Here is a 22,442-nt window from a genome sequence, read left to right as displayed (position 1 = left end):
AATGGGGGATAATCCTAAAGTTACTCCACACCAACTGGACCTGTTCACTGAGCCAATCACAGACATTTACAGGGCTTTAGAGGATGAAGTATTCTTTATGGTTGCCAATCGCCTTAAAACCAATCCTACACACGGTAAAGACCATGTACTGGAATGGCAGATTGATAAGATGCAGCAATTGAGGATGTTTAACCAGGAGACGATTAAGGCGCTGTCGAAAGCCACTGGATTATCAGAAAAGGCCATTAAAAAGGCTATCGCTGATGTTGGACACGGGACTATTGCAGGGGTGGATAAGGAACTAGAGAAAGTTTATGCCACTCTTCCACCGCCTAGCCAAATAGATGCAATTCTAGCAACCTATGTCCAACAGACGTTTGTAGAGATTGACAACTATGTTAATCAGACATTGATAACCACGAATTATGGTGAAGGAACTGTAACTCGAATGTATCGTAAAATCGTTGAGGAAACGACAGGAAGGGTTTTAGCTGGTACCACGACAATTAATAAGGCTGTAGCTGAAACGGTCATCAAATGGTCAAATAAGGGTGTGGAAACGGCATTCGTTGACCGTGGTGGGCATGTATGGAGTTTGGAAAGGTATGCCGATACAGTTGTTAGAAATACAGTCAACCGGACCTATAATGAATTGCGTATGTCTAGAATGGATGAATACGGCATGGATCTAGTCCTGGTAAATAGTTATCCAGATGCCCGCGAAACTTGTTCTAAGATTCAAGGTAAAGTGGCATCGATGAGTAATCCTTCAAGTAATCCTAAGTATCCATCAATCTATGAGTTTGGCTACGGTACTCCAGCCGGAATTCGCGGAATAAATTGCCGACACATTCTGTATCCATTTGTTGAGGGACTAAACGAAAATAATCAGGTCCAATATGACCCTGATAAAGTATATGAGCGCGGAAAGCTAGTACAACAGCAACGTTATCATGAAAGGCAGATAAGAAAGGCAAAACGCTCTTTAATGCTGGCAGAGGAAATTGGGAATCCGGAAACGATTGAGAAGTATAAGAAGCTCGTCAGAAGTAGACAAGCTAATATTAGGGAATTCATTGCAGAGCATAACCTTCCAAGGCGATATGACAAGGAAAGAGTGTTAGTTACAGGTGGTAATCATTCATAAGTAAGCCATTAAGGCTTTTTTATTTTGGTCTTTTTAAGGGTTAGACCATAAAGAAACGAAACCTTTCTGCGTGAGGTGTGACACGCCTAAAAACATTAACAAAGGAGCGAGTATAAATGGATTTAAAAGAGTTGTTAGGTGAGGATTTGTATAATCAAGTAATGCAAAAAGCTGGTGATAACAAGGTTGCTATTGTAAGTGATGGTAATTGGTTCCCGAAAGAGAAGTTTGACCAGGTGAATAATGACAACAAGGATTTGAAGAAACAAATATCTGACCGTGACACACAACTAGAGGAATTAAAAACTAAGGCTACAGGTAATGAAGCTTTACAAACTCAAATCCAACAATTACAGGATGACAACAAAAAGATTAAAGGTGATTACGAAGCAAAAATTCAGCAACAGGCATTTGATCATGCTTTAAAAGATGCTTTAGGAGCTGCCAAAGTTCGTAATCCAAAAGCAGCTCAAGCCTTATTAAACTTGGAAGCTATCAAACTCGATGGTGATAAGTTGCTAGGTTTAGAAGAGCAATTGAAAACAATTAAAGAAAGTGATCCATATTTGTTTGCCGAGGAAGATAAAAACAATAACAACCCACATTTTTCACACGGCAATCATGGCGGCGGTTCTGGAAGCGGAGAGCCTACAAACCTAGCTGAAGCATTAGCGCAACACTTTACAAAACAATAGTTAATTTAGGAGATGATTATTCATGCCAGTAACATTAGCACAAGCAAAAGTCGGTATGGCCGACAAAATTGACCAATTTGTAATCGACGAGTTTCGTCGCAGTTCATTCCTTTTAGACGGTTTAACATTTGATAATGCAGTTTCCCCAGGTACTGGTGGAAGCACTTTAACGTACGGATACACTCGTTTAAAAACACCTTCTACTGCTGGATTTCGTGAAATCAACAAAGATTATACTCCGAACGAAGCAGACCGTGAGAACCTATTCGTTAATCTAAAGATTTTCGGTGGTTCTTACCAAATTGACCGTGTTATCCAAGATACTTCTGGTCAAATCAATGAAATGCAGTTCCAAATGGAACAAAAAATAAAAGGTGCTGCAAACCTTTTCCACCACACTGTTATCAACGGTGATTCAGCGGTAGATTCTAAAGCGTTTGATGGTCTGGATAAGGCTTTGACTGGTTCTAGCACTGAAATTAATACAGATGCAGTAATTGACCTTTCAAACGAAGCTGGATTAGCAGCAAATAAGTTTGCCTTTCTTGATGAGTTAGATAACTTCCTTTCTGAACTAGATGGAAAGCCTTCAATGCTTATGGGGAATAACAAATTGATTACTAAAATCAAATCTGTTGCTCGTCGTGCTGGATACTTAACTCAAAGCGAAGATGCTTTCGGACGTAAGGTAGATGCTTATGATGGTATTCCGCTTGTTGATCTAGGCTATTTCTACAATGGTTCTGCAACTGTTCCGATTGTAGGAATCGAGGACCGTACTGTTGGTACTGCTCAAACTGGATTAACAGATCTATACGCAGTTGGTTTAGGACTTGATGGTTTCCATGGTGTTTCACCGACTGGAAACGGAATAATCCGTAACTATCTACCGAACTTCAACTCTCCTGGTGCTGTAAAAACTGGTGATGTTGAAATGGTAGCAGCTGTTGCATTGAAAGCTACACGTAAGGCTGGCGTTTTACGTAATATCAAAGTTAAATAAGGAGGCGTTTCTATTGGCTAAAATCAAAGCGCCTAACAAAGACTACACCGGTGTAAGTGCCGGTGTTTCTTTTGTTAAAGGTGAAGCAGAAACAGAAGATAAATGGGTTATCGGATGGTTTAAGAATAAAGGTTATGAAGTTGAAGAAAATGAACTTGAACCACCTAAACCACCTGAAAAGCTAACAGTTGATGAATTGAAGGTTGAACTAGATAAGTTAGGTATTGAGTATAAATCTAGTGACAAAAAAGAAGTATTGCTGGCGTTGTTCAATGGAGAAAAGCTAGAAGAAGGTGAGTAAATGCCTTATCTAACATACACCGAATATCAAGAACTAGGTTTTGTCGAAATAGAGGAATCTGGGTTTGATAGGTTAATAAAAAGAGCGAGTGATGCAGTTGATGGTGTCACTCGCCATTTTTATAAGTTTAATAACCTTGAAGATGATGTACCTTTCCGTCAAGAGCAATTCAAAAAGGCGATTGCTGCACAAATTGAATATTTTGATGAAATGGGAGCGACCAATTCGCACGGTTTAAACGAACCCTCAACTGTACAGATTGGGAGAACCATGTTGTCGGTAGGGGCTAAAAACTCGCAACAATCCCCTCAGAACAATTTGGTTAGTAAAGACGTGTATTTCTATCTGAAAGACACAGGACTTCTTTACAGAGGGCTAGGGGTGATTTAATGCATGTTAGACCTTTACCCAAGGTATGGTTAATTCATGAAATCATTTATGAAGGCTTTACTGGCGAAAAAGATGATTGGGGTAACGATGCATACGAACAACCGCTCACAATAAAACATGTACGTTTTGACGATAAGACTGTTTTCAGTCGCGATAATACGCAAACTAAGGTATTGGCTAATGGGGTAACTTTTGTTGATGCCAAAAACAGTTCTCCTACACCTGATTTCAAAGAGCAATCGAAAGTGAAGTTTAATGAAAAAGATTATGTTATTCAAAAAGTTGTCCCTTGCTATTATCCCAACAAAAATGAAATCCACCATTGGGAACTGGAAGTGATCTGATGGTTAAAGTTAAGGTCAAAGTCGATTTAAAGGGAGTTAATAAACGTACCCAACAAATGACTAAATCAGGTCAATACGCACTCGCTAATCAAGTACATGCGGATAGCAATATCTATGCTCCTATGAAAAGCACTGACCTTAGGAATCAATCGACGATTGCAATTGATGGGAAGTCTATAATTTGGCATGCAAGATATGCTAGACGACAGTATTACAACCAATTCTCTAACTATACTACACCAGGTACGGGTCCTAAATGGGATAAAAAAGCTCTGTCTATCCATCGGAGTCAGTGGGAAAGAATAACCAAAAAGGCGATGAAGTAAATGGAATTAGATTTTATGGATAGGTTAAAAGACAAAATTAATAGTTTTAGCCTTTATGCCCGTTGCACCATTGGTTTGCTTGGTTCGAGTGAATCACTTTCTATTATGGCTATGCCTGGTGGCTCTGAAACGGTATTTTTTGATGGAACAAGGGACAAAGACTATCAAGTGCAAGTTAATGCCAAGAGTAAGAATCAGATGAATTGTTTCAATGCCTTAACTCAAATCTATCAAACATTAGAAAATCTTGAAGATTTACCTAGTGATAATGGGAGTTATGACTTCCAAGAAATTTCTACACAATCCTTGCCGTCATTGGTTGGACAAGATGAGCAGGGATTTTATATTTTTCAATTATCTATTAGTGCTAAAATCACAATTTATCAAGGAGTGAATGTGAATGGCTAGGAAAAAGAATGCCTTAACAGAATACCATGTAGCGCCCTTACCAGAAGGAGAGGTCCAACCGGAATATAAACGTCTAGCGAAGTGGATATCCACGGTGAATGATGATTCTGACGAAGAAACAGAGGACCAAGGTTTCTACGATGGTGATGGGACACCGGAAACTGATGTTATCAGTGTTAAAAAATCATACGCTTTTGAAGGAATGTACGATGAGGAAGATCCGGCCATGAAATTTATTGCTGGTCTCGAGCTCGAGACAGGAGAAGCTCGTAAAATTATGTTTAAGCAAATTCGAACCAATGGTGACACGCTTGAAGGTCCAGCGACTGTAACAGGTATTAAGGTGACTGGCGGAGAAGCAACTGAGTACGCTGCATTTGAGTGTGCTATTTCTTGGGATAAGAAACCGGTAGTTACAAAGGCAGGAGCATAAGTGAAGAGAGTGGATTCCACTCTCTTTTTAATTTTAGGAGGCGATTAGTTTGGCAATTAAAATTCAAACAGAAAAACCGGTAATACCAATTGAAATAGGTAATGTGAAACTAGAATTTGAGATTAGTGACGAGAACATTAAACGTTTATATGAATCTCAAGAAAAATACAAAGAAGAGCTCAAAAATCTTGAAGGGGAAGACTTTGATGCTGCAAAAGAAGCAGTAAAAAAAGCTCTAGACTTCTTTTTGGGTGAAGGTGCTTTCGACAAGATATATGAGATATCCCCATCCATCATTCTAATTACTAAATATTTCTGGCAAATCGTCGAAGGTCTCGAGGAAGAATTAATCAAAAAAGCTGGATCGACACAACAACAAAAGGCGAAAAAATATTTAGCAGCAAAACAAAGACATTCAAACCTCGCATCCCCTTTAGTGTGAAATCATGTTTGATTTGGCTTATCCGTTAACGGAATCAGTTGAAATTGATGGAATCGAATTTGTGGTTGATCTGTCTTTTGATAATGTCCTGAGACTGATTGACATGCTAGGAGATAAGGAAATTCCTGACTATGCCCAAATTGAAATTGGTTTCGAAATGTTGTTAAGGGACCAGTTAGATTATCCTTTTGAAAAGAAAGCAGAAATATTTTATCAGTTATTCGAAAGTGCAATTGGTAGTGGTCAAGAAGGGCATGCTTCGGTTGATATCGAAGGTAATCCAATGCCACAAAGTAAAGAAAAAGAGGTCTACTCATTAAAGCAGGATGCAGAGTATATATATGCTTCTTTTATGAGTGATTACGGATTAGATCTATTTGAACAACAAGGTAAGTTACATTGGTATAAATTTAAAGCCCTTCTTGGTGGTTTAACGGATGGAAGTAAATTTTTGCGTGTGATTGAAATAAGAACGGCTGATTTACCAAGCGGTAAAGGTACAGAAAAACAACGAAAACAAATGCTTGAATTGAAGCGAGCGTATGCTTTAAAAGGCGATGATGTAAATGACATTGAAGACGATTAGGTGTAAAAAATGCAATAAATTGTTAGGCAAGTTAAAAGGTGAAGCCGAGATCAAGTGCACCAGGTGCCATGAAATAAATAAAATTAAAAACTAGAGAGCCTATGAGCCCCTATACAAAATCAATTTTTAAGTATGGGGGTGAAGTATGTAAATGGCTGATGGAAAAGTAGTAATTGATGTCAACTTAGACAGTAAAGACGCAGAAAAATCGGCAGACAGATTAGGGAAAAAACTTGATGGCGCGTTCCAGGACAAAAACGGAAGATGGCGAGCTGCCAATGGACGTTTTCTGACTATGAAGGAAAAAGCTGATTTATTGGGTACATCCGTCGGAGGTGTTGGGGAAAAAGGAGCAAGAGCTGCCATTGGTATCGGTAAAATTGTTACTGCATTAGGGTTAGTCGCACTAGGAGCAAAAGCGATCAACATGGTAACAAGTGCCTTAGATGGTGCAATATCACGTTACGATACCTTAAATACATTCCCCTTAGTTTTACAACAGATAGGGTTTTCATCGGAAGATGCTCAAAAAGCTATTATTCGGTTATCTGACGGTATACAGGGTTTGCCTACAACACTTGATGATGTAGCAGGAACAGCGCAACGAATTGCAGTAATGACAAGTGATTTAAACGGAGCAGTAGATACAACTCTGGCATTAAACAATGCATTTATTTCCTCGGGATCCAATTCAATGGATGCATCTAGAGGACTACAACAATATGTCCAAATGTTATCTCGTGGAGAGGTTGACTTAGAATCATGGCGTACACTCCAAGAAACAATGGGCGTGGCGTTAAACGATACAGCAAAGGCGTTTGGATTTGCTGGAGCATCTGCACAAAATGATTTATATGACGCTCTTAAAGAGGGAGACATTACATTTGATCAATTCAACAAAAAGTTAATTGAGCTTAGTAACACACAGAATGGTTTTGCGGATAGAGCGCGAACATCTAGTGGCGGTATTAAAACAGCTTATACGAACATGAGAACTGCAGTTGTTCGTGGTGTAACGGCCATTATTGAGTCAATTGACGGAGTGTTGAAAGATACTTCCTTCAAAAGTATAGAGAACATAATTATGAACGTTGGTAAAAGGTTCAATGAGGTGCTCCTTAATATTGCAGAGATGATTCCTGTTGCTGTTGAAAAAGGGAAAGAGCTTTGGACGACAATAAAGGATATTTATCAAGCTCTAGAACCTTGGCTACCGTTGATCGTTTCTGTTGTTGCTGGAATAATTGCATTTAATACAACGATAGCTGTAATAAATAGTGTTAAAACAGCAATAACAGCAGTTAAAGCAACATGGGCAGCTCTTAATGCCACGATTTTAGCAAATCCGATAGCCTTGGTTGTTGCTGCCATTATTGCAGCTGCTATCCTAATTTTTGTTTATTGGGAACCAATAAAAGAATTTTTTATCAAATTATGGGATCAAATAAAAATCGCAGGATTAGCAATTTGGGTAGCGTTAAAAACAGCTTGGCAGTCAACAGTTCAATGGTTTAAGGATATTTGGTCATCGACTAAAGCCTTTTTTGTTAGCTTGTGGAATGATACAGTTGAAGGATTTAAGAAAATATGGAATCCGATTTCAGACTTTTTTTTAAGAATATGGTCAACCGTTCTAACTGTTTTTACGGCATACTGGAATTTAATAAAAGAGTATGTTTCGTTAGTGTTGACAACAATTAAAGAGGTTTTTTCGACATGGTGGGAAATTGTTAAAACTCTTTTTGCAGCTGGATTTTTGACACTTGTATATTTAGTCACCGGACAATGGGATAAAATCAGCGAAGTTTGGAGTGCTGCCATCACAAAAGTGATGGGACTAATTAAATTTATGTGGCAGTATATTGTGAGCATATGGACAAGATTTGGTGATGAGGTAAAGCAACTTGTGATGACATTCGTTTCTAACAACTTGGAAAAATGGCAAGAATTGAGATCGAAAATAATTGAAAGAGTGTCAGAAATAATAACCACAGTTGTTAAATTCTTCTCTGAATTACCTGGAAAAGTAGCTACACACCTAGGGAAGATGATCTCAAATGCAATGGCGAAATGGAATGAACTCAAAGCAAATGCTACATCCAAAACCGCAGAAATTATTACTTCAATTGTAAGTTTCTTTGCTCAGCTCCCATCTAAAGTAGCTGCAAAACTCGTTGAACTGGCGTCTACCATAAGAACTAAATTCAACTCAATCAAGAGCGATATGAAGAAGATTGGAATCGATTTAATTTTAGGGTTAATTAGTGGTGTTACTGGAATGGCCAAAGATTTAGCTAACAAAGTTGTTAGTACAATTAGCGACGCAGTCGATAAGGCGAAAAGTTTCCTTGGTATAAAATCACCCTCACGCCTTATGAGAGATCTGTTTGGTCGAAATATGATGCTAGGCTATCAAGTTGGTATTGATAAAGAAAAAGCATCAACAATCAGAAAGATGGAAGAAGCCACTGGTTGGATGACTCCAGAAACGCCTAAAGTAGGCGGTTTTATTAATAGGCTAAGAGGTGTGACAGCTCCTGTTAGGAATGTGATGCCTATTAGTGTTGTTACGGGTTCAAGTAACAAATCTGTACCATCTCAAAATAGTGGTTCAGGCAATCTAGACAATCTAGTTGGAGCAATCAATAGACTAGCATCACGTCCAGTTAGTATTGCAATTAATGGTAGGGAAATCGTATATGCAACGGTTGACGATATGCAAGAAACTATGGATATCAAGAAAGTTATAGAAAGTCTGTTTTAGGAGGTGTCCGTGTGAGTTTTTCATTTGATGGAATTACAAAAAGCTATATCCGAGCAGTAAGAGGTGTTGAACGACCAACATGGGCACCTATTGAGCACGAAATTATTGAAATTCCGGGTCGTCCAGGCGGTTATATATCAGGAAAGAAAATAAAGGTTAGGGTTATCAACGTTCCTATAGAGGTTCGTGGTTTGAATTCTAGTAATCTCCAAAGTTTAAAAGAAGAATTAGCAGCGTGGCTTATTACTGATGAGCCAAAAAAATTAATATTCAATGATGAACCTAATCGCATCTATTATGCTGAAGTAACAGAGGAATTGGATTTAGATGAAATCTTATGGAAGGGTAAGGGTGTTATCACCTTCCTCTGCCCCGACCCCTACAAATACGGCGAGGAACAGACTGTAACGGGAACAGGTCCACTAATTGTTGAGAATGAAGGTACAGCTGAATCATATCCAGTCATCACTTGTAAATTGAAAAAAGATACCACATTTGTCGCAGTTGGCAATGGTGAAGAAATCAATATGATTGGTGAACCAGTGTCAGTTGATGATATTGTATTCGAGCCTAAAACTATCATTCTTAATGACTCAATGGCATCCACAGTTGGTTGGGGAGCTGCAGGGTTTACTCCCGATGGAAGTGTGAAGACGGGTACTGTTACAAGTAATGGGAATAACATCATTCCTTCAAGCTATGGTACGGGTACAGCATGGCATGGTCCAGCTGTCCAAAAATCACTTTCTCAGCAACTTCAAGACTTTTCTGTAGAATTTACATTTGTCTTTAACGCTCGAACACTTACGGAATTAGGGAAAGTTCAACTTTATGGGTTAGATCCGACAAACAAAAAGATCTTTATGCTAGGTATGAGTGACATGTGGAACAGCTATGAACAGAACATGCCAGAAGGATATTTGTACAATGCAAATGAAGTGAGAAAAGAGGTTCTTGTACGGAATGCTAATGAAAAGTGGGAAGGTTTTTACGGTTATATACGAATTACTCGCATTGGTAGAGAAATAGAATTCTTCCTGAAAAAGGTTGATTCTAACGGTAAGGAGCTTGCCACAAAGGCTAAGAAGTACTTTGATTCTACAAATGAGTATCAAACCAAATTAGTAAGTATAGGGCTTCATTTTGCACAGTTTGGAGCATACTTACCGATTGAATCACTTGGCGCTAGTCATGTCACTGTGACAAGGATTAATCAACAGCAAGGTATACCTATCATTGGACGAGTTGGTGACGTTGTTGTGTTTGATAACAAACGAAAATTAATCACTCTTAACGGTGAAGATATCAATAATGAGAAGGCGTTTATCGGAAAATACTTTTCTGTAAAGCCGGGGCAAAGTGCTCTTGTTGCAGAGCCATTCGATGCGATAGAATCACTAAAAGTGAGGTGGCCGACAGCATGGCTTTAATTCACATTCTTGATAAACAAACCGACAAGATTATTGGGACCCTCGATAAGGGGGAATATATTCACTCAAGACGTTTTACAACTACTGACAATAAGAACAAAATTGAATTTACTGCATTAACCAAATTGGATAAATTAAACGGAAGAAACCGCCTCGTCCTACAGGATAGAGACGGTTTTTTTGAGGAATATATTATTCTATTTTCAGACCAACCTACACGTAGTCAAAAAATAGTTATTGGGACAGCTAGTTTTGTTGATTTGAATAAGGCTGATGCAATACCTCCAGCCAGTTGGGATGGTCAGACTGCACAAACAGCGACAGAAACCACATTAAATGGTACAGAGTGGCGACCAGGAAATATTGAATTTGCAGGTATTAGGAAAATAACTATATCTGAACGAATGAATCCTTATGAACTGTTGAAGTACATAGCATCTACATTTGGATTGGTCCTTAGGTTTAGAATCGAAGTCAAAGGCAATCGAATTGTAGGTCGATACGTTGACATGTTCGTGGATCGTGAGGTCTTTGAAGGAAAAGAAATTGAATTCGGTAAAGATTTAATAGGTTTACGCCGTGTTGAGAACAGCACAGGAGTTGTCACAGCATTAAGGGGATTTGGACCTGAAAGAGAAGACGGTACCAGGATTGAAGTATTAATTGAGGATGAAGAAGCACGACAACGATGGGGAAGAAACGGTAAGCACTTAATAGAAGACTATTATCCTGAATCTGATGACCAAAACATGACGTTGGAACGATTGACTACTCTGACTGAAAACGAATTAAAAAAGCGCATAGATTCAAATGTATCATATGAATGTAAAGTCGCTACTATTGAACATATTGCAGGACATTATCACGAAATTATAAGAATAGGTCAGATCACTCGAACAATAGATGATGGTTATTCACCACCTTTGTATCTTGAAGCTAGTTTTCAAGAGATTGTGGATGACCCTTCTACTGGCAAAGTACTCGAATGTAAGATTGGTAACTTCGTTGAATACAAGAAAGAGGATTTGGAAAAACAAGTTGCCCTTCTAAAACAAGTAATGTCCGATAGGCTAGTTAAACTTGTCCAATCAACTGTGGTATCAAGCTCAGGAGACATTTTTAAAAATGGGCTAGGTCAAACTACCTTAACGGCTAAAACGTTTCTTGGTGGTTTTGAAGTCGATTCTGACGGTGACAAATATTCATATCAATGGGTTAAGCGTGACAAGGACGGAAATGTAGACACTACCTTTAATCAAACAGGAAAATCAATCAATGTTTCCAGCAGTGATGTGGAGGAAAAGAGTACCTTTGTAGCTGAGATTGCTATCAGTGACAAGACCTCCACAGTCTCACAGATTACCATTTCAAAAGTATTTGATGGTGCAGATGGTCAACAAGGACCACAAGGCCCTAAAGGAGAACAGGGATCAAAAGGAGCAGATGGTTACACACCAATCAAAGGAACAGATTACTTTGATGGAAAAGATGGTCAAAACGGTAAGGATGGATCCAGCTCATATCTTTGGGTGAAATATAGTCAAAACTCCAACGGAAATCCTATGAGCGATAACCCAGCTGGAGCTTTATATATTGGTGTAGCAACTACGACAACACCTAGCGCACCATCATCCTATACCTCATATAAATGGGGGCTTTTTAAAGGTTCTGACGGTGTACCAGGTGAGCCAGGTGCCGACGGTAGTACAAGTTATCTACACGTAAAATACTCGAACGATGGTGGAAAGAACTTTACTGCAAATAATGGTGAGACTGTTGGCGAATGGATTGGAACGTATGTGGATTTTAATAGCGCTGATAGCAATAACGTCTCCTCTTATACCTGGAATAAGGTTAAAGGAGACAAGGGCGATAAGGGCGACACAGGACCTCGAGGACCACAGGGGCCTAACATTGTCGATAGCACTACAGAAATCGAAGCAAATGTGATTAAAGCGAATCATGTCGATATTGCTAATTTATTTGCATATACTGCATTCATTGAAAACTTAGGGGCGTTTGATTTTAGTGCTGCGAATATAACCGGTGGGAAGATAGCAGGTGCTGTTTTCACTTCTTCCAGAGGAGATTTAGGTGCTGGGAATTTTCAACACGGAACCTTTAAGGAAGGGATTGTTGAGCTTCTAAAGTTTAACAATCTAACCGAGGTAGTAAAAGGTCTAACAATGTCACCTGGGCTAATCAAATCATGGGGATCATCTTTTGACCCAACTGTCATTGAAGGTTCCTTTAAATTTGACCAGCCAATTGTACAGAATCCTTTCATATCTCCTTCCTTTCAGAACTTTTGGGTGAACTACGACAGAGGATTTGAACCCATAGGATATAGAAAGAATTCAAATAATACAATCGAATTTAAAGGGAGGATTTCTAGTGGTTCCATTGGTCAGACTAGACCGATGTTTAGGTTAGCCAATGGACATATTCCTTCGAACGCTAGGACGTTCCCTGTGTTAACGGATACTGGAATAGGAAATCTTACCATATTTAACAATGGAGATGTGTGTCTATTGAGTGGCGGAAACGGTTGGGTGAGTTTAGACGGCGTATCATTCCCTCTAACATAGGAAGGTGATTTTTATGGAGTGGCATCGGGTTAATGAGCAAGGACAATCGATTGAAGTACTAAGTGAGTACGAAGAAAGTGAATTTGTTGTCCCGGGGTGGGAAGGATCTCTTTGCTTACCAATCTATGATTTCGAGTTGAAACAATGGAAGGAAGGTCTTTCTCCAGAGGAATTGGATCAGAGGCGACAGGAACTGAATGTGCAACCATTAAGTCTTGAACAAGTCCAAGCGGAAAATGAATTGAATGCACTTGCAATTATGGAATTAGCCGAAATGATATTAGGAGGTTGAGGAGGTGAAACAAGATATGCTAGCTATGTTATTTGCAACCTACATCATGAAGGGTATGAAGTCATACTCAGATGTTCCAGAACTACTTAAACCACAGGTTAAACAAATTTTAGAAGATGAAGGATTAGGGCACCTAGCCGAGTAGGTGTTTTTATTTTGCCTTGAAAGGGTGAGCGGAATTTGTACTTACAAGAAATCACGTGGATTTTAGGGATTTTATCCTTTATTGGTGGCATTGCAATTTTTTTATTTAAAAAGATTGTGATTGAACCACTACAAAAATCCATCGAAGCGTTAAACAAAACGTTGCAAAAGTTTGAATTAAGTACGAATAAACAGTTAGAAATACATGATACTGAAATCGATTTGTTAAAAATTAAAACTACAAGGCATGAAGAACAACTTAAAACATTATTTAGTAAAAGGGAGAGTGTGTAAGATGAGAAAAGATGTTTTTACTTTATTAGGTGGTTTTCTAACAGCATTATTATTTTTCTTTGGGACGATCGGGATCTCTTTTGATTGGTTTAACGAACAGAGTATCAATGCATTTGTTTTAGTATTATCTGCATTTGCTGCACTTGCAGTAAACGTATATGCAGTTTGGAAAAACACTTATACAAGCAAGAAAGCGCAGCTGCAGAAGAAAGCTTTGCAAGCTCAAAAATTAATGAAGAAATAAGGCTATCTCAGTCGAGGTAGCTTTTTTTAAATTTGTATTAAAGGATTGTTACAACATGTACGAAATTGACTGACTAACATATTTTATTAAAAAGGGAGGAAAACCAATGTACCATATTACAAAAGACTACATTAGAACCGGTAATTCACGTAGTGGTCAGCGTATTGGGCAAGTAAAATTTATTGTCTCCCATGATACCGGTAATTCCGGATCTACTGCTTATCAAAATTGGAGTTATTTCAATAACCAACAACCCAGCGCAAGTGCACATACGTTCATTGATGATAAATATATTTTAGAAATGATTCCGTTGAATGAAAAGGCATGGCATGTACAGTACAACAAACCAATCGATAATCGTATTTTCGGTGATGATGCGAACGATGCAGCAATTGGTGTTGAGCTTTGTTGGGGAGGAAAGATTAACTTTCAAGAAGCGTACAAGCGATATGTTTGGTATCATGTTTACCTTTGTAAAAAATATAATTTAGATCCGAAAAAACACATTGTTTCTCATAAAACACTTGACCCAGGTCGAAAAACTGATCCGGATAATGCTTTAAATAGATACGGTATCACATGGGAAAAGTTCATTAATGATGTTATAAAGGAATTTCAATGGGAGCCACAAACTAAAGTTTTAGGTGTATCGACAGGATTACTAAATCAAGTGCCTGAGAAAGGGGTGGGGGAGTTGCCACTAAAAGTTGGTGATAAAGGTGAAGGTGTACGGATTGTGCACCAACAATTGGCTGCATTAGGTTATATTATGCAATCCGACAAAGATAGAGACATCTATGACGATTGGACAGCTGGTAAGGTGAAACAGTTCCAGCAGGATCAAATGATTCGTACACAAAACGGTGTGTATGATTATTACACAGCAAGGGCATTTGCTCAAGTCTTAGATGTGTATCGTAAACATTGGTTAGAAACGAGTAAATAGGTTATAATTTCTTAAAGTCTTGGGTATATAAGTACTAGGGACGTGATGAAATGCAACAAAAAGAAAATTTTCCAAAAGAATTTTTCTGGGGAACGTTGCTTAGTATTCCTTTGTGGTTATCGTTTTTCGGTTGGATAAAGATTTTCTTTAATGGATAAATTAATATTGCACCAAAAACTCTTTAGTAGTAGCCCTGTCTTTTCGGAGAAGGGGCTTTTTTATTTGAAATTTAAAAAAGCCCTCATGGATGTTTGGGCTATTTTATTCAACTCTTATCTTTGAAACAGGCACCTCATAAAATTCCGCAAACTTATAGAGTAACTCTTCGCTTGGCGTTCTTTGGCCCTGCTCATATCTACTCAAAGAATTTTCACTTATTCCAACAGCTTGAGCAACCTGCAATTGTGTGAAGTTTTTTTGGAAACTTAACATTCTAAGATTGTGACCAATTGATGGTTTCATAATAATACAACCTCTCTACTAGAATCTAAAGGAATTTTACAATTATGGAATCCTTTTTTCAACAACGTTAATATGAAAATTTCTTCAAATCGTTGTTTTGTAACCGATATTATTGTTGTTAGACAATATTCGACATAATTTTATAGGAGCTTAAAAATGGATATAGAACAGATAATTAGAGAAATAAACAACAACGTAGATGCTCTCGATCTAGTAACGGCAAGAAAATACATTGAAGAAAATATTGAATTATTAAATTCCAAAAGGCATTTCCTAAATAGAAATGCTCGGGACCTATTGAAACTTTTAACTGACATGCATAATTCAGATTGCAAGCCATTACAAAGAAATGAATTAGCAATAATAAATACGATTAATACTTATGCTACAAAGTTCGATTTAAGGGGATTAAAATTACTTATCAAAGAAAACTCTCAACTATTGCTTCGTGAGGATATAATCCCTTACTTTAATAAAGATGCTAAAATTGTACTAGAAGGTATGGGCGCAATTACAAAACGATAAGGATGGGTAAGCAATCTATCTCTTAGGAGTTAGGTCTTTTTCCCTATCGTTCACATATTTGTCACAAAATAACAAAGGAATAATTCTCTCCTTATTGAATCCTCTAAATGGGGGGATGAATGTATTATGGAACGAAAAGAATTAACTGCAACCAAAGTGATTAATTCTAAAGTGTATTTGCAGATATTTGAAGTAGATGGTATATATGATGTATTTGTTTTTCCCGATGCATCTGATTTAACATCTGTTCGGATTAAACAGGAAGGTATAAAAGAAGAAGTAATTGAAGAAGCGATAAAGCAATTTGAGGAAATAAACTGGGTAAGATTAACATGAGGAAGGCCTATTTCTATGGAGATTAGGCTTTTTTATTTGTAAAATATAAAAAGAGCCCTCACGTAAGTGGGGCTTAAACTATTTGTTAACTTATTTTATTCCTTTGTGTAACTTGATAATTGTGTAGTGTTACGTTTAATCTTTTGGTGTCATTTACAGATAAATCAACAAACTCAACACCGTATGAAACTGACTTTCCTTTAATGTGATCTTCCCTTCGGATAATTTTACCTCTTAAATCGAATTCCTCACCTTGGAAAGTAAAGTTTATTTTAATAATAATATTGTATTTAACGGGAAATTCATAAGGTGAATGAAATTTTAGTCCCCCAACACTAATATCATTAATCATTCCGTTAAAAGACCTATTTTTTAATGCCCCTAAAGAATTGTTACCAATATCAATGAGAGTAAATTTGCTATCTATTCCAGGGAGTTCAATTCTATAAGAATGTCTTTTGTTGACTGGCTTGAATTTATTTACTTTTAATAATTGATTTTTTAATGATTTATTATTTTTGTTTAAAGTTTCAATTATATGAGCTTGTTTTACTAATCTTCGTTCATCTCTAATAAATAAAATTAACAAAAATACTAATATTATAGTTTGTGATAAAACTATGTAATTCAAAAATTATCACCTCAATTATACAATTTTAAGGCTTTTTGGTTTTCCCAATATATAGCCTTGAGCATACTTAACACCAATAGCTTTTGCAACTGCTAAATCTACATCAGTTTCAAGCCCTTCTAGAATTAATTTGATGTTATGACTATTAGTGTAATGGAGAATAGTCTTAATAATTGCTTGTTTTTTAGTATCCCTATACAGGTTCTTAGAGAAATACTTATCAAATTTAATAAAATCTGGATTTAGCTCAATTATCGATTTGAGATTAGAGTTTCCTTTTCCGACATCATCAATTGCAAATTGAATACCCTCTGATTTTAATTTGGAAATATTCTCTTTTAAACCTATATAATCGTTAATTGATTCCATTTCACTAATTTCAAATATGACTTGTTGACTTATATAGTTGTTTTCGGTAATAATTTTCTTTATAAAGGGCAGAAAGTTTGTATTTGTAATAGTAGATGGAAATACATTTAAAAACAAATGACCGTCCTTTTTTGAAAATCCTGCCGAATGGAAGGTAAAAGCAGCTTTATGAATAGACCGCGAATCTAATTCATAGAGCTGTTTTTCTGTTTTTGCTAGTTTAAAAGTTTCTTCTGGGTTTGCAGTATGTGAGGTTCTAAGAAGTCCTTCATATCCTAACCTAGTCCATGTTTGAATATCAATGATGGGTTGGAAAAAATGTGTGAATAGTTCATTGTGTATTAAATTTTTAATCATTTTTGGTAATCACCCCTTTCATTCTTACTTTTTTAGAATATAAAAAAAAGATGACTACGCCGAAATAAAACGGGAGTCATCTTTCTCCGCTAAATTCGGTAACCCGACTACCATAGCAAGTGTGCTTTAGGTTCGTGGCTTTGCGTCCTTATCTTTCGATAAGTTTGCCGTTATCGTATAGCTTATTCAAATGTAATGCTTTTTCCATATATAGCATAAGACAAAAGTCGTGCGAATTCAACAAAAATTGACAAAAAAGTTTCGGGAAACGAATAATTTAGTTATTTTATACCTTTTTATGTCGAATTTTGTATTTTTTTATAAGTGTGACAAATTTAACTGCATTTGGTAATTTTTAGATTTATAATCATCACGAGGCTTGCGTAGGAGTTGGAAAGGAGGATTCCGGCTTTTGCGCTAGAGCCACCTATTTTGAAGCAGTAGGTGGCTTTTTTAATAATAAAGAAACAGCCCTCACAAAGGTGAGGGCAAAAAATGTATTAAACACTAAGGTTAAACCCTTTTTTATAATACTAGTTTCATATAATGTATATATCTTATTTCAGGTCAAACAACTATTAATTTGTTGCAGCCCCATCTGAACCTAAGTAACGTCCATTAACAGTTGTATTTTTTGCCATAACTCCATTATTGTAGAAGTAATAGTCTTTGCCATCAATACGGTTCCATCCTGTGTACATAGCTCCTTTAGGAATTGAACCTGATACAGGATTTAAATAGTACCAAGAACTTCCGTCAAAATACCATCCGGTTTGCATCGCTCCTTTAGGGACTGCTCCACCAGAAACTTCAGTTAAATAATACCAATGACTTCCATCCTGTACCCATCCAGCTTGCATTGCTCCGTTTGACGCAAGATAATACCAATGGCTACCATCTACAATCCATCCAGTTTGCATTGCACCACTGGTATTCATGAAATACCAGGTTGTTCCCACTAAAACCCATCCAGTCTTCATAATACCTGATGAGGTGTCGGTGTAATACCATGTTCCATTATCCTTTAACCAACCCTTATGTAAACTTCCATCTAGATACTTATAAGTCCAGCCACTAGATATAAATTTCCAATCGCCTGTTAATGGTGCTGGATTTATTGCAGCACCATTTCTGTGAATTTCAAAATGTAAATGGATTCCTGATGGTCCTACTACGTCTCCTGTGTTACCTTCATATCCAATAACTTGTCCTTGGCTCACGGTAGAACCAACACTTACTGCGGTACTATTCAAATGACCATATACTGTATTATAAGTGGTGGATCCTCCGAAATTATGTGAAATAATAACATAATTTCCAAACCATGGTTTTTTATTATCGGAAGCTCTGTTTCTACCTACCTCGATTACCTTCCCCTTTGCTGCAGCCTTGATAGGGTTATTAAGATAAGCTGCAATATCGATACCGTTGTGCTGCTGTCCCCATCTAGGTCCAAAACCAGAAGTAAGCGTTCCGTTTGAGGGAGTTTTAAATGTCTCTTCATCAAACTGAGCACTAGCTTTATTACTAAAACCACCAAACGTAAAAACTGTTAATACAATAACAAATGAAATAAATAACTTAATTATCCTCATAGTACACCTCCTATTATTATCAAATACTATATTTCTGCAAAAATATGTATAATCCTTCATTTTTTTACAAATAAAACCAAAATAGTGCAAACGTACTATTAAGACACAAAACCTTCACGTTTCTGTCATATTAATAAAAAGGAATGAACTCTTTATTATGGAATTTTACTAAGTAGGGGGGATGTAAAATGATAAAAAATACTGAAATTAAGGAACTAACCGCAATTCAGGAGTTTAAATCAATGGTAAATTTGACAGTAGGAGAGATGGCGAATGGTGAATTTGATGTGTTTGTATTACCAACGCAATGGGGACATCAAGGGGTAAGAGTCACGAAGACAGGTAATAAAGAAGAAATTGTAGATGAAGCATTGAAGGAATTTGAAGAAAAAAATAATGTGAAATTGACATGAAAGAAGTCCTATCTCTTACTCGAGGTAGGGCTTTTTTACAATGTCGAAAAATAAGGTTTATAGTAGATTAGTATCATGTTATAATCTTATTTATCAACATTATCCACATAGGACTTATCCACATATCCACAGTGTCGAAATGCGGTAGATATAGAAAATATTAATTGAAAGGAACTACTTATTTTATGGGCGACAAAATCATTTTAAATTTCGATGAATCTGGTAATATGGGCAGGCAAGGTCGGTATTTTACGATTGCTTGTATACAAATGGATGGGAGCACTAAGCCTTTGAGCAATGTAATGAAAAAGGCTATTTTAAAAACAAAGCAGACATTCCCGACGTTTAATGATTATGATGAGATTAAGGCGAGCGATGCTTATCCACCAATAAAGGATTATTTTCTAAGAAAGATAGCTTCTAAGGATCTATCTATTAGATATATTGTTGCAGATCTACATCATGTTAAAAGTCAGTTACTTCAAGATGAAAACTTACTTTACAATTACATGCTAAAATATGTAATTGAACCAGTAGCACTTACAAAAGGTTTGAAACACTTAGTGATTAATTTAGATAAGAGAACTATTAAAGTTGAATCAACAAATTCTTTTGAAGGTTACATTAAAATAAGGCTTAATTATGAATTAAATTTAGATTTAAAAATCGATGTGCAGTATCTGGAATCGCATAATTCATATCCAATACAAGCGGCTGATTTTGTTGCTAACTCAATATACGCTAAGTATGAATATGGACGAAATGAGTATTATGAAATTTTTAAAGATAAAATAACTCAAAAGGAACTCTTTCCTAAGAGATATTTTGGTCGAAGTAAAGTAGTCAATTTTTAAAACAATGTTTGTCCTAATAATTTAAGAGAAAAATGTTTACAAATTAAAACATAAAATGTTATAGTGTTTTTAAGACAATGATTAAGCGCAAGTAAACCCACTAATAACGTGTGACAACATTTATACACATAAACTGCCTGTGTGGTAGTCGTTTTATTGGTATTGCGCTTATGTCGCCCATAAAGAAACAATATTTTCAAGATCATGTATAAAAGATCTTGTTTTTTTAATACTAATAATATAGATAGAGTAAGCCCTTTATAACGTGTGATAGTTAAAACCACATAAGCGGTCTGTGTTGGCAGCCGTTATAAAGGCCTCTATCATAAGAAAACCCCACTCATTTAAAGTGGGGTTTTGTACTTTTAAAAAGGCAAATTATCCTCAGGCGGTATCCACTTAATATTCCTCGTTAACTCAGTAATATCTTTGTTTCCCTCATATAAAACCTTATCAATAATTGTTTCCCTATATCCGGTTTCCTCGATAATGTCCTGAATGTATTGATAAGCTACAATCGCTACAGCCTGGTCAGGGTTCTCCTTATATTCTTTTGGAGTAACGTTAAATGAGCCACCGCTTCGAAGTTGGCTGCCTTCAATATTTAGAAATACATCAATTGATACTTGCATCATTTTCACCTGTATTTAATAACGCTTTAATAATATCCTCAAACTTAACCCGATGAATATCCTCAAATTTATCCACAATTCGCAACTCATTCTTAAGTTGATCTACATAATGTACATTTCCCAGCAGTAAATCAAAACCACCATTATAATAAATTACTAATGTTAGTTCTAAGTTAAATTCCATAGCTTCACATATGGTTTGGTTTATTTCGTCGAGCTGATGCTCATCTAAAAGAGGTCTTTCAACCTTCTTGTTATCCCAGTCAATTTTCTTTGCCAAACCAATATGTTCAGGCATATAAAACCCTTGCCATTTTATTTTTCCGCGGTCCTTTATCATATAAGGATAACCTCCCCTATTAAAACACAAATACGAATGTATGTCCTTTTAATTTCTTGAAACTAGAGTATATGTTCGTATAAGTATTGTCAAGAAGATGAAAACATGAGAGGTATCCTTATAAGAGCCTAAATTTATTAAATAAAAATAACTTTTTGTACGGATTTGAATTACCACTCATATAATGTAATAATATTCAAGGTATGTTTTAATTTTTTAAAAGTTATATTATATAAAGAAGGAATTTTAAATTAAAATGTCGAAATTACTTAACAAAAGGAGGGGAATTTTTATGGTACCAGCAATTCAAGTTGCTAAGTATTTTATATTAAAAAGCATCCCCGGTACAAAACAGAACATCACTAATCTAAAACTCCAAAAACTTTTATATTATGCACAAGGACATTACTTATCTAATATGGGAAATCCTTTATTCCCTGATAGGATAGAAGCTTGGGTTCATGGACCCGTAGTACCAGATGTTTTTAAGGGTTATAGTCATTATAATTTTAACGAAATTATTGAAAACGTAGATCCAACGGAGATTGATGAAATCAGTTCAGATATTAGTGAATTTCTAGATCAAGTTTGGGATAAATATAAAAATTATAATGGAAAGCAACTTGAAAAGAAAACTCATAGGGAAAAACCTTGGTTAAATATTAGAGAAGGTTTACCGGATTTTGTATATACTAATGATGAAATTACCAGGTCTTCAATAAAAGAATATTTTGATGCAAACCATAATCTCGCGGTATTTGTTTAATACCGCTTTTTTATTTTGTGAGGTGTAAGATTGTGATTTCAATAACTTTATCAGTAATATATTTTATAAATATTCTTGAATTGTTAATTATCCAAAGTGGTAGTCTAATAATAACTAAGTTAATACCCTTTTTTGGAGCTATACTCCCTCTAAGTTTTACTGTTTATTTTTTCGCTTACAAAGAAAGGAAAGATATAGCATACTCTGCATTTAAATTGAAGTTAGAGAAATCCGTAATTACATATCTTTTATTTTCGATATTATTAATTATTTGTTGGATACTTTGGACTTATTCAAATTTATTAACCAAGTATCCAGTGAAATTTAATTTAATGATTGTACTTATAGCAGTACTTTGGATTATCAATATTGTTCATGTATATAG

General features: G+C 36.2%; 31 protein-coding genes, 1 pseudogene and 1 riboswitch. Of the genes and pseudogenes, 26 read left to right on the top strand and 6 right to left on the bottom strand.

The window, feature by feature from the left end; translation table 11 throughout:
* Position 1: 1 nt before the first annotated feature.
* The 20 genes and pseudogenes from V7097_RS11340 to V7097_RS11245 all read left to right on the top strand — a co-directional run bounded on the left by V7097_RS11340 (position 2) and on the right by V7097_RS11245 (position 14,777).
* Positions 2-1,147, top strand: a complete 1,146-nt coding sequence (locus V7097_RS11340; protein WP_335703722.1) for a phage minor capsid protein — start codon at positions 2-4, stop codon at positions 1,145-1,147.
* Positions 1,148-1,263: 116 nt separating this feature from the next.
* Positions 1,264-1,842 carry a phage scaffolding protein gene (locus V7097_RS11335; RefSeq protein ID WP_335703721.1) on the top strand — a complete coding sequence of 193 codons (579 nt, stop codon included), beginning with the start codon at positions 1,264-1,266 and terminating at the stop codon, positions 1,840-1,842.
* Positions 1,843-1,864: 22 nt separating this feature from the next.
* The gene (locus tag V7097_RS11330; RefSeq protein ID WP_335703720.1) at positions 1,865-2,845 is read left to right on the top strand and encodes a major capsid protein; all 981 of its coding nucleotides are present in this window, start codon (positions 1,865-1,867) and stop codon (positions 2,843-2,845) included.
* Between the two features lie 13 nt (positions 2,846-2,858).
* The gene (locus tag V7097_RS11325) at positions 2,859-3,146 is read left to right on the top strand and encodes a HeH/LEM domain-containing protein (protein ID WP_335703719.1); all 288 of its coding nucleotides are present in this window, start codon (positions 2,859-2,861) and stop codon (positions 3,144-3,146) included.
* Positions 3,147-3,536: a hypothetical protein gene (locus V7097_RS11320; protein ID WP_335703718.1), complete on the top strand. Its 390-nt coding sequence runs from the start codon at positions 3,147-3,149 to the stop codon at positions 3,534-3,536.
* On the top strand, positions 3,536-3,880 hold the full coding sequence (locus V7097_RS11315) for a putative minor capsid protein (RefSeq protein WP_335703717.1): 345 nt from the start codon (positions 3,536-3,538) through the stop codon (positions 3,878-3,880). The genes V7097_RS11320 and V7097_RS11315 overlap by 1 nt, the downstream gene beginning before the upstream one ends.
* Positions 3,880-4,206, top strand: a complete 327-nt coding sequence (locus tag V7097_RS11310; RefSeq protein ID WP_335703716.1) for a minor capsid protein — start codon at positions 3,880-3,882, stop codon at positions 4,204-4,206. The genes V7097_RS11315 and V7097_RS11310 overlap by 1 nt, the downstream gene beginning before the upstream one ends.
* The gene (locus tag V7097_RS11305) at positions 4,207-4,614 is read left to right on the top strand and encodes a minor capsid protein (RefSeq protein ID WP_335703715.1); all 408 of its coding nucleotides are present in this window, start codon (positions 4,207-4,209) and stop codon (positions 4,612-4,614) included. It abuts the gene before it with no gap.
* A complete protein-coding gene (locus V7097_RS11300) occupies positions 4,607-5,047 on the top strand; it encodes a phage tail tube protein (RefSeq protein ID WP_335703714.1) in 441 nt (146 codons plus the stop codon). Before V7097_RS11305 ends, V7097_RS11300 begins: the two co-directional genes overlap by 8 nt.
* A gap of 49 nt (positions 5,048-5,096) precedes the next feature.
* Complete coding sequence (locus V7097_RS11295) at positions 5,097-5,489, top strand: hypothetical protein (RefSeq protein WP_335703713.1); 393 nt, start codon at positions 5,097-5,099, stop codon at positions 5,487-5,489.
* A 4-nt stretch (positions 5,490-5,493) separates the two neighbouring features.
* On the top strand, positions 5,494-6,075 hold the full coding sequence (locus tag V7097_RS11290) for a Gp15 family bacteriophage protein (protein ID WP_335703712.1): 582 nt from the start codon (positions 5,494-5,496) through the stop codon (positions 6,073-6,075).
* Positions 6,076-6,226: 151 nt separating this feature from the next.
* The gene (locus V7097_RS11285; RefSeq protein ID WP_335703711.1) at positions 6,227-8,839 is read left to right on the top strand and encodes a tape measure protein; all 2,613 of its coding nucleotides are present in this window, start codon (positions 6,227-6,229) and stop codon (positions 8,837-8,839) included.
* 11 nt (positions 8,840-8,850) lie between these two features.
* Entirely contained in the window at positions 8,851-10,269 is a 1,419-nt protein-coding gene (locus V7097_RS11280) for a distal tail protein Dit (protein WP_335703710.1), read from the top strand.
* Entirely contained in the window at positions 10,260-12,857 is a 2,598-nt protein-coding gene (locus V7097_RS11275; RefSeq protein WP_335703709.1) for a phage tail spike protein, read from the top strand. Before V7097_RS11280 ends, V7097_RS11275 begins: the two co-directional genes overlap by 10 nt.
* Before the next feature lie 13 nt (positions 12,858-12,870).
* Entirely contained in the window at positions 12,871-13,149 is a 279-nt protein-coding gene (locus V7097_RS11270; protein WP_335703708.1) for a hypothetical protein, read from the top strand.
* Positions 13,150-13,153: 4 nt separating this feature from the next.
* On the top strand, positions 13,154-13,294 hold the full coding sequence (locus tag V7097_RS11265) for a CD1375 family protein (RefSeq protein WP_335703707.1): 141 nt from the start codon (positions 13,154-13,156) through the stop codon (positions 13,292-13,294).
* 35 nt (positions 13,295-13,329) lie between these two features.
* Positions 13,330-13,587 carry a hypothetical protein gene (locus tag V7097_RS11260; RefSeq protein ID WP_335703706.1) on the top strand — a complete coding sequence of 86 codons (258 nt, stop codon included), beginning with the start codon at positions 13,330-13,332 and terminating at the stop codon, positions 13,585-13,587.
* 1 nt (position 13,588) lies between these two features.
* Positions 13,589-13,831 (top strand): phage holin, encoded by a 243-nt coding sequence (locus tag V7097_RS11255; protein ID WP_335703705.1) that lies wholly within the window; start codon positions 13,589-13,591, stop codon positions 13,829-13,831.
* Between the two features lie 106 nt (positions 13,832-13,937).
* Positions 13,938-14,447: pseudogene (locus tag V7097_RS11250) on the top strand (peptidoglycan recognition protein family protein); the annotation flags it as partial.
* Positions 14,448-14,501: 54 nt separating this feature from the next.
* Complete coding sequence (locus V7097_RS11245) at positions 14,502-14,777, top strand: peptidoglycan-binding domain-containing protein (protein ID WP_335703837.1); 276 nt, start codon at positions 14,502-14,504, stop codon at positions 14,775-14,777.
* A gap of 261 nt (positions 14,778-15,038) precedes the next feature.
* Here V7097_RS11245 and V7097_RS11240 read toward each other — a convergent pair whose 3' ends face one another.
* Complete coding sequence (locus V7097_RS11240; protein WP_335703704.1) at positions 15,039-15,239, bottom strand: helix-turn-helix transcriptional regulator; 201 nt, start codon at positions 15,237-15,239, stop codon at positions 15,039-15,041.
* Positions 15,240-15,395: 156 nt separating this feature from the next.
* On the opposite strand from V7097_RS11240, the gene V7097_RS11235 reads away from it, so the two are divergent.
* Together V7097_RS11235 and V7097_RS11230 are read left to right on the top strand one after the other, a co-directional pair.
* Positions 15,396-15,764: a hypothetical protein gene (locus tag V7097_RS11235; RefSeq protein ID WP_335703703.1), complete on the top strand. Its 369-nt coding sequence runs from the start codon at positions 15,396-15,398 to the stop codon at positions 15,762-15,764.
* Between the two features lie 126 nt (positions 15,765-15,890).
* Entirely contained in the window at positions 15,891-16,100 is a 210-nt protein-coding gene (locus V7097_RS11230; RefSeq protein ID WP_335703702.1) for a hypothetical protein, read from the top strand.
* A gap of 85 nt (positions 16,101-16,185) precedes the next feature.
* On the opposite strand, the gene V7097_RS11225 is transcribed toward V7097_RS11230, so the two are convergent.
* The 3 genes from V7097_RS11225 to V7097_RS11215 all read right to left on the bottom strand — a co-directional run bounded on the left by V7097_RS11225 (position 16,186) and on the right by V7097_RS11215 (position 19,052).
* Complete coding sequence (locus V7097_RS11225; protein WP_335703701.1) at positions 16,186-16,731, bottom strand: PilZ domain-containing protein; 546 nt, start codon at positions 16,729-16,731, stop codon at positions 16,186-16,188.
* Positions 16,732-16,746: 15 nt separating this feature from the next.
* Positions 16,747-17,457: an EAL domain-containing protein gene (locus V7097_RS11220; RefSeq protein WP_335703700.1), complete on the bottom strand. Its 711-nt coding sequence runs from the start codon at positions 17,455-17,457 to the stop codon at positions 16,747-16,749.
* 94 nt (positions 17,458-17,551) lie between these two features.
* Positions 17,552-17,636, bottom strand: a riboswitch (cyclic di-GMP riboswitch).
* 399 nt (positions 17,637-18,035) lie between these two features.
* Positions 18,036-19,052 (bottom strand): peptidoglycan DD-metalloendopeptidase family protein, encoded by a 1,017-nt coding sequence (locus V7097_RS11215; RefSeq protein WP_335703699.1) that lies wholly within the window; start codon positions 19,050-19,052, stop codon positions 18,036-18,038.
* A 188-nt stretch (positions 19,053-19,240) separates the two neighbouring features.
* On the opposite strand from V7097_RS11215, the gene V7097_RS11210 reads away from it, so the two are divergent.
* Both V7097_RS11210 and V7097_RS11205 read left to right on the top strand, forming a co-directional pair.
* The gene (locus V7097_RS11210; protein ID WP_335703698.1) at positions 19,241-19,465 is read left to right on the top strand and encodes a hypothetical protein; all 225 of its coding nucleotides are present in this window, start codon (positions 19,241-19,243) and stop codon (positions 19,463-19,465) included.
* 185 nt (positions 19,466-19,650) lie between these two features.
* Positions 19,651-20,319, top strand: coding sequence for a DUF3800 domain-containing protein (locus tag V7097_RS11205; RefSeq protein ID WP_335703697.1), 669 nt, complete (start codon positions 19,651-19,653; stop codon positions 20,317-20,319).
* 365 nt (positions 20,320-20,684) lie between these two features.
* Here V7097_RS11205 and V7097_RS11200 read toward each other — a convergent pair whose 3' ends face one another.
* Both V7097_RS11200 and V7097_RS11195 read right to left on the bottom strand, forming a co-directional pair.
* Positions 20,685-20,951: a hypothetical protein gene (locus V7097_RS11200; RefSeq protein WP_335703696.1), complete on the bottom strand. Its 267-nt coding sequence runs from the start codon at positions 20,949-20,951 to the stop codon at positions 20,685-20,687.
* Positions 20,935-21,291 carry a YolD-like family protein gene (locus V7097_RS11195; protein WP_335703695.1) on the bottom strand — a complete coding sequence of 119 codons (357 nt, stop codon included), beginning with the start codon at positions 21,289-21,291 and terminating at the stop codon, positions 20,935-20,937. The genes V7097_RS11200 and V7097_RS11195 overlap by 17 nt, the downstream gene beginning before the upstream one ends.
* Positions 21,292-21,583: 292 nt before the next feature.
* Here V7097_RS11195 and V7097_RS11190 point away from each other — a divergent pair, with 292 nt between their 5' ends.
* The gene (locus V7097_RS11190; protein ID WP_335703694.1) at positions 21,584-22,057 is read left to right on the top strand and encodes a Panacea domain-containing protein; all 474 of its coding nucleotides are present in this window, start codon (positions 21,584-21,586) and stop codon (positions 22,055-22,057) included.
* 32 nt (positions 22,058-22,089) lie between these two features.
* A partial coding sequence (locus tag V7097_RS11185; RefSeq protein WP_335703693.1) for a hypothetical protein occupies positions 22,090-22,442 on the top strand: 353 nt, incomplete at its 3' end.

The organism is Bacillus sp. JJ1562 (genome assembly GCF_036962705.1).
Classification (GTDB): domain Bacteria; phylum Bacillota; class Bacilli; order Bacillales; family Bacillaceae_L; genus Ferdinandcohnia.
This window is presented reverse-complemented; position numbering and strand designations above follow the sequence as displayed.

Bases quoted from the DNA above. Each gene is read 5' to 3' on its own strand.
- V7097_RS11340 (WP_335703722.1), top strand. From the start codon at position 2: ATGGGGGATAATCCTAAAGTTACTCCACACCAACTGGACCTGTTCACT.
- V7097_RS11335 (WP_335703721.1), top strand. From the start codon at position 1,264: ATGGATTTAAAAGAGTTGTTAGGTGAGGATTTGTATAATCAAGTAATG.
- V7097_RS11330 (WP_335703720.1), top strand. From the start codon at position 1,865: ATGCCAGTAACATTAGCACAAGCAAAAGTCGGTATGGCCGACAAAATT.
- V7097_RS11320 (WP_335703718.1), top strand. From the start codon at position 3,147: ATGCCTTATCTAACATACACCGAATATCAAGAACTAGGTTTTGTCGAA.
- V7097_RS11315 (WP_335703717.1), top strand. From the start codon at position 3,536: ATGCATGTTAGACCTTTACCCAAGGTATGGTTAATTCATGAAATCATT.
- V7097_RS11310 (WP_335703716.1), top strand. From the start codon at position 3,880: ATGGTTAAAGTTAAGGTCAAAGTCGATTTAAAGGGAGTTAATAAACGT.
- V7097_RS11305 (WP_335703715.1), top strand. From the start codon at position 4,207: ATGGAATTAGATTTTATGGATAGGTTAAAAGACAAAATTAATAGTTTT.
- V7097_RS11300 (WP_335703714.1), top strand. From the start codon at position 4,607: ATGGCTAGGAAAAAGAATGCCTTAACAGAATACCATGTAGCGCCCTTA.
- V7097_RS11290 (WP_335703712.1), top strand. From the start codon at position 5,494: ATGTTTGATTTGGCTTATCCGTTAACGGAATCAGTTGAAATTGATGGA.
- V7097_RS11285 (WP_335703711.1), top strand. From the start codon at position 6,227: ATGGCTGATGGAAAAGTAGTAATTGATGTCAACTTAGACAGTAAAGAC.
- V7097_RS11275 (WP_335703709.1), top strand. From the start codon at position 10,260: ATGGCTTTAATTCACATTCTTGATAAACAAACCGACAAGATTATTGGG.
- V7097_RS11270 (WP_335703708.1), top strand. From the start codon at position 12,871: ATGGAGTGGCATCGGGTTAATGAGCAAGGACAATCGATTGAAGTACTA.
- V7097_RS11255 (WP_335703705.1), top strand. From the start codon at position 13,589: ATGAGAAAAGATGTTTTTACTTTATTAGGTGGTTTTCTAACAGCATTA.
- V7097_RS11240 (WP_335703704.1), bottom strand. From the start codon at position 15,239: ATGAAACCATCAATTGGTCACAATCTTAGAATGTTAAGTTTCCAAAAA.
- V7097_RS11235 (WP_335703703.1), top strand. From the start codon at position 15,396: ATGGATATAGAACAGATAATTAGAGAAATAAACAACAACGTAGATGCT.
- V7097_RS11230 (WP_335703702.1), top strand. From the start codon at position 15,891: ATGGAACGAAAAGAATTAACTGCAACCAAAGTGATTAATTCTAAAGTG.
- V7097_RS11220 (WP_335703700.1), bottom strand. From the start codon at position 17,457: ATGATTAAAAATTTAATACACAATGAACTATTCACACATTTTTTCCAA.
- V7097_RS11215 (WP_335703699.1), bottom strand. From the start codon at position 19,052: ATGAGGATAATTAAGTTATTTATTTCATTTGTTATTGTATTAACAGTT.
- V7097_RS11210 (WP_335703698.1), top strand. From the start codon at position 19,241: ATGATAAAAAATACTGAAATTAAGGAACTAACCGCAATTCAGGAGTTT.
- V7097_RS11205 (WP_335703697.1), top strand. From the start codon at position 19,651: ATGGGCGACAAAATCATTTTAAATTTCGATGAATCTGGTAATATGGGC.
- V7097_RS11200 (WP_335703696.1), bottom strand. From the start codon at position 20,951: ATGCAAGTATCAATTGATGTATTTCTAAATATTGAAGGCAGCCAACTT.
- V7097_RS11195 (WP_335703695.1), bottom strand. From the start codon at position 21,291: ATGATAAAGGACCGCGGAAAAATAAAATGGCAAGGGTTTTATATGCCT.
- V7097_RS11190 (WP_335703694.1), top strand. From the start codon at position 21,584: ATGGTACCAGCAATTCAAGTTGCTAAGTATTTTATATTAAAAAGCATC.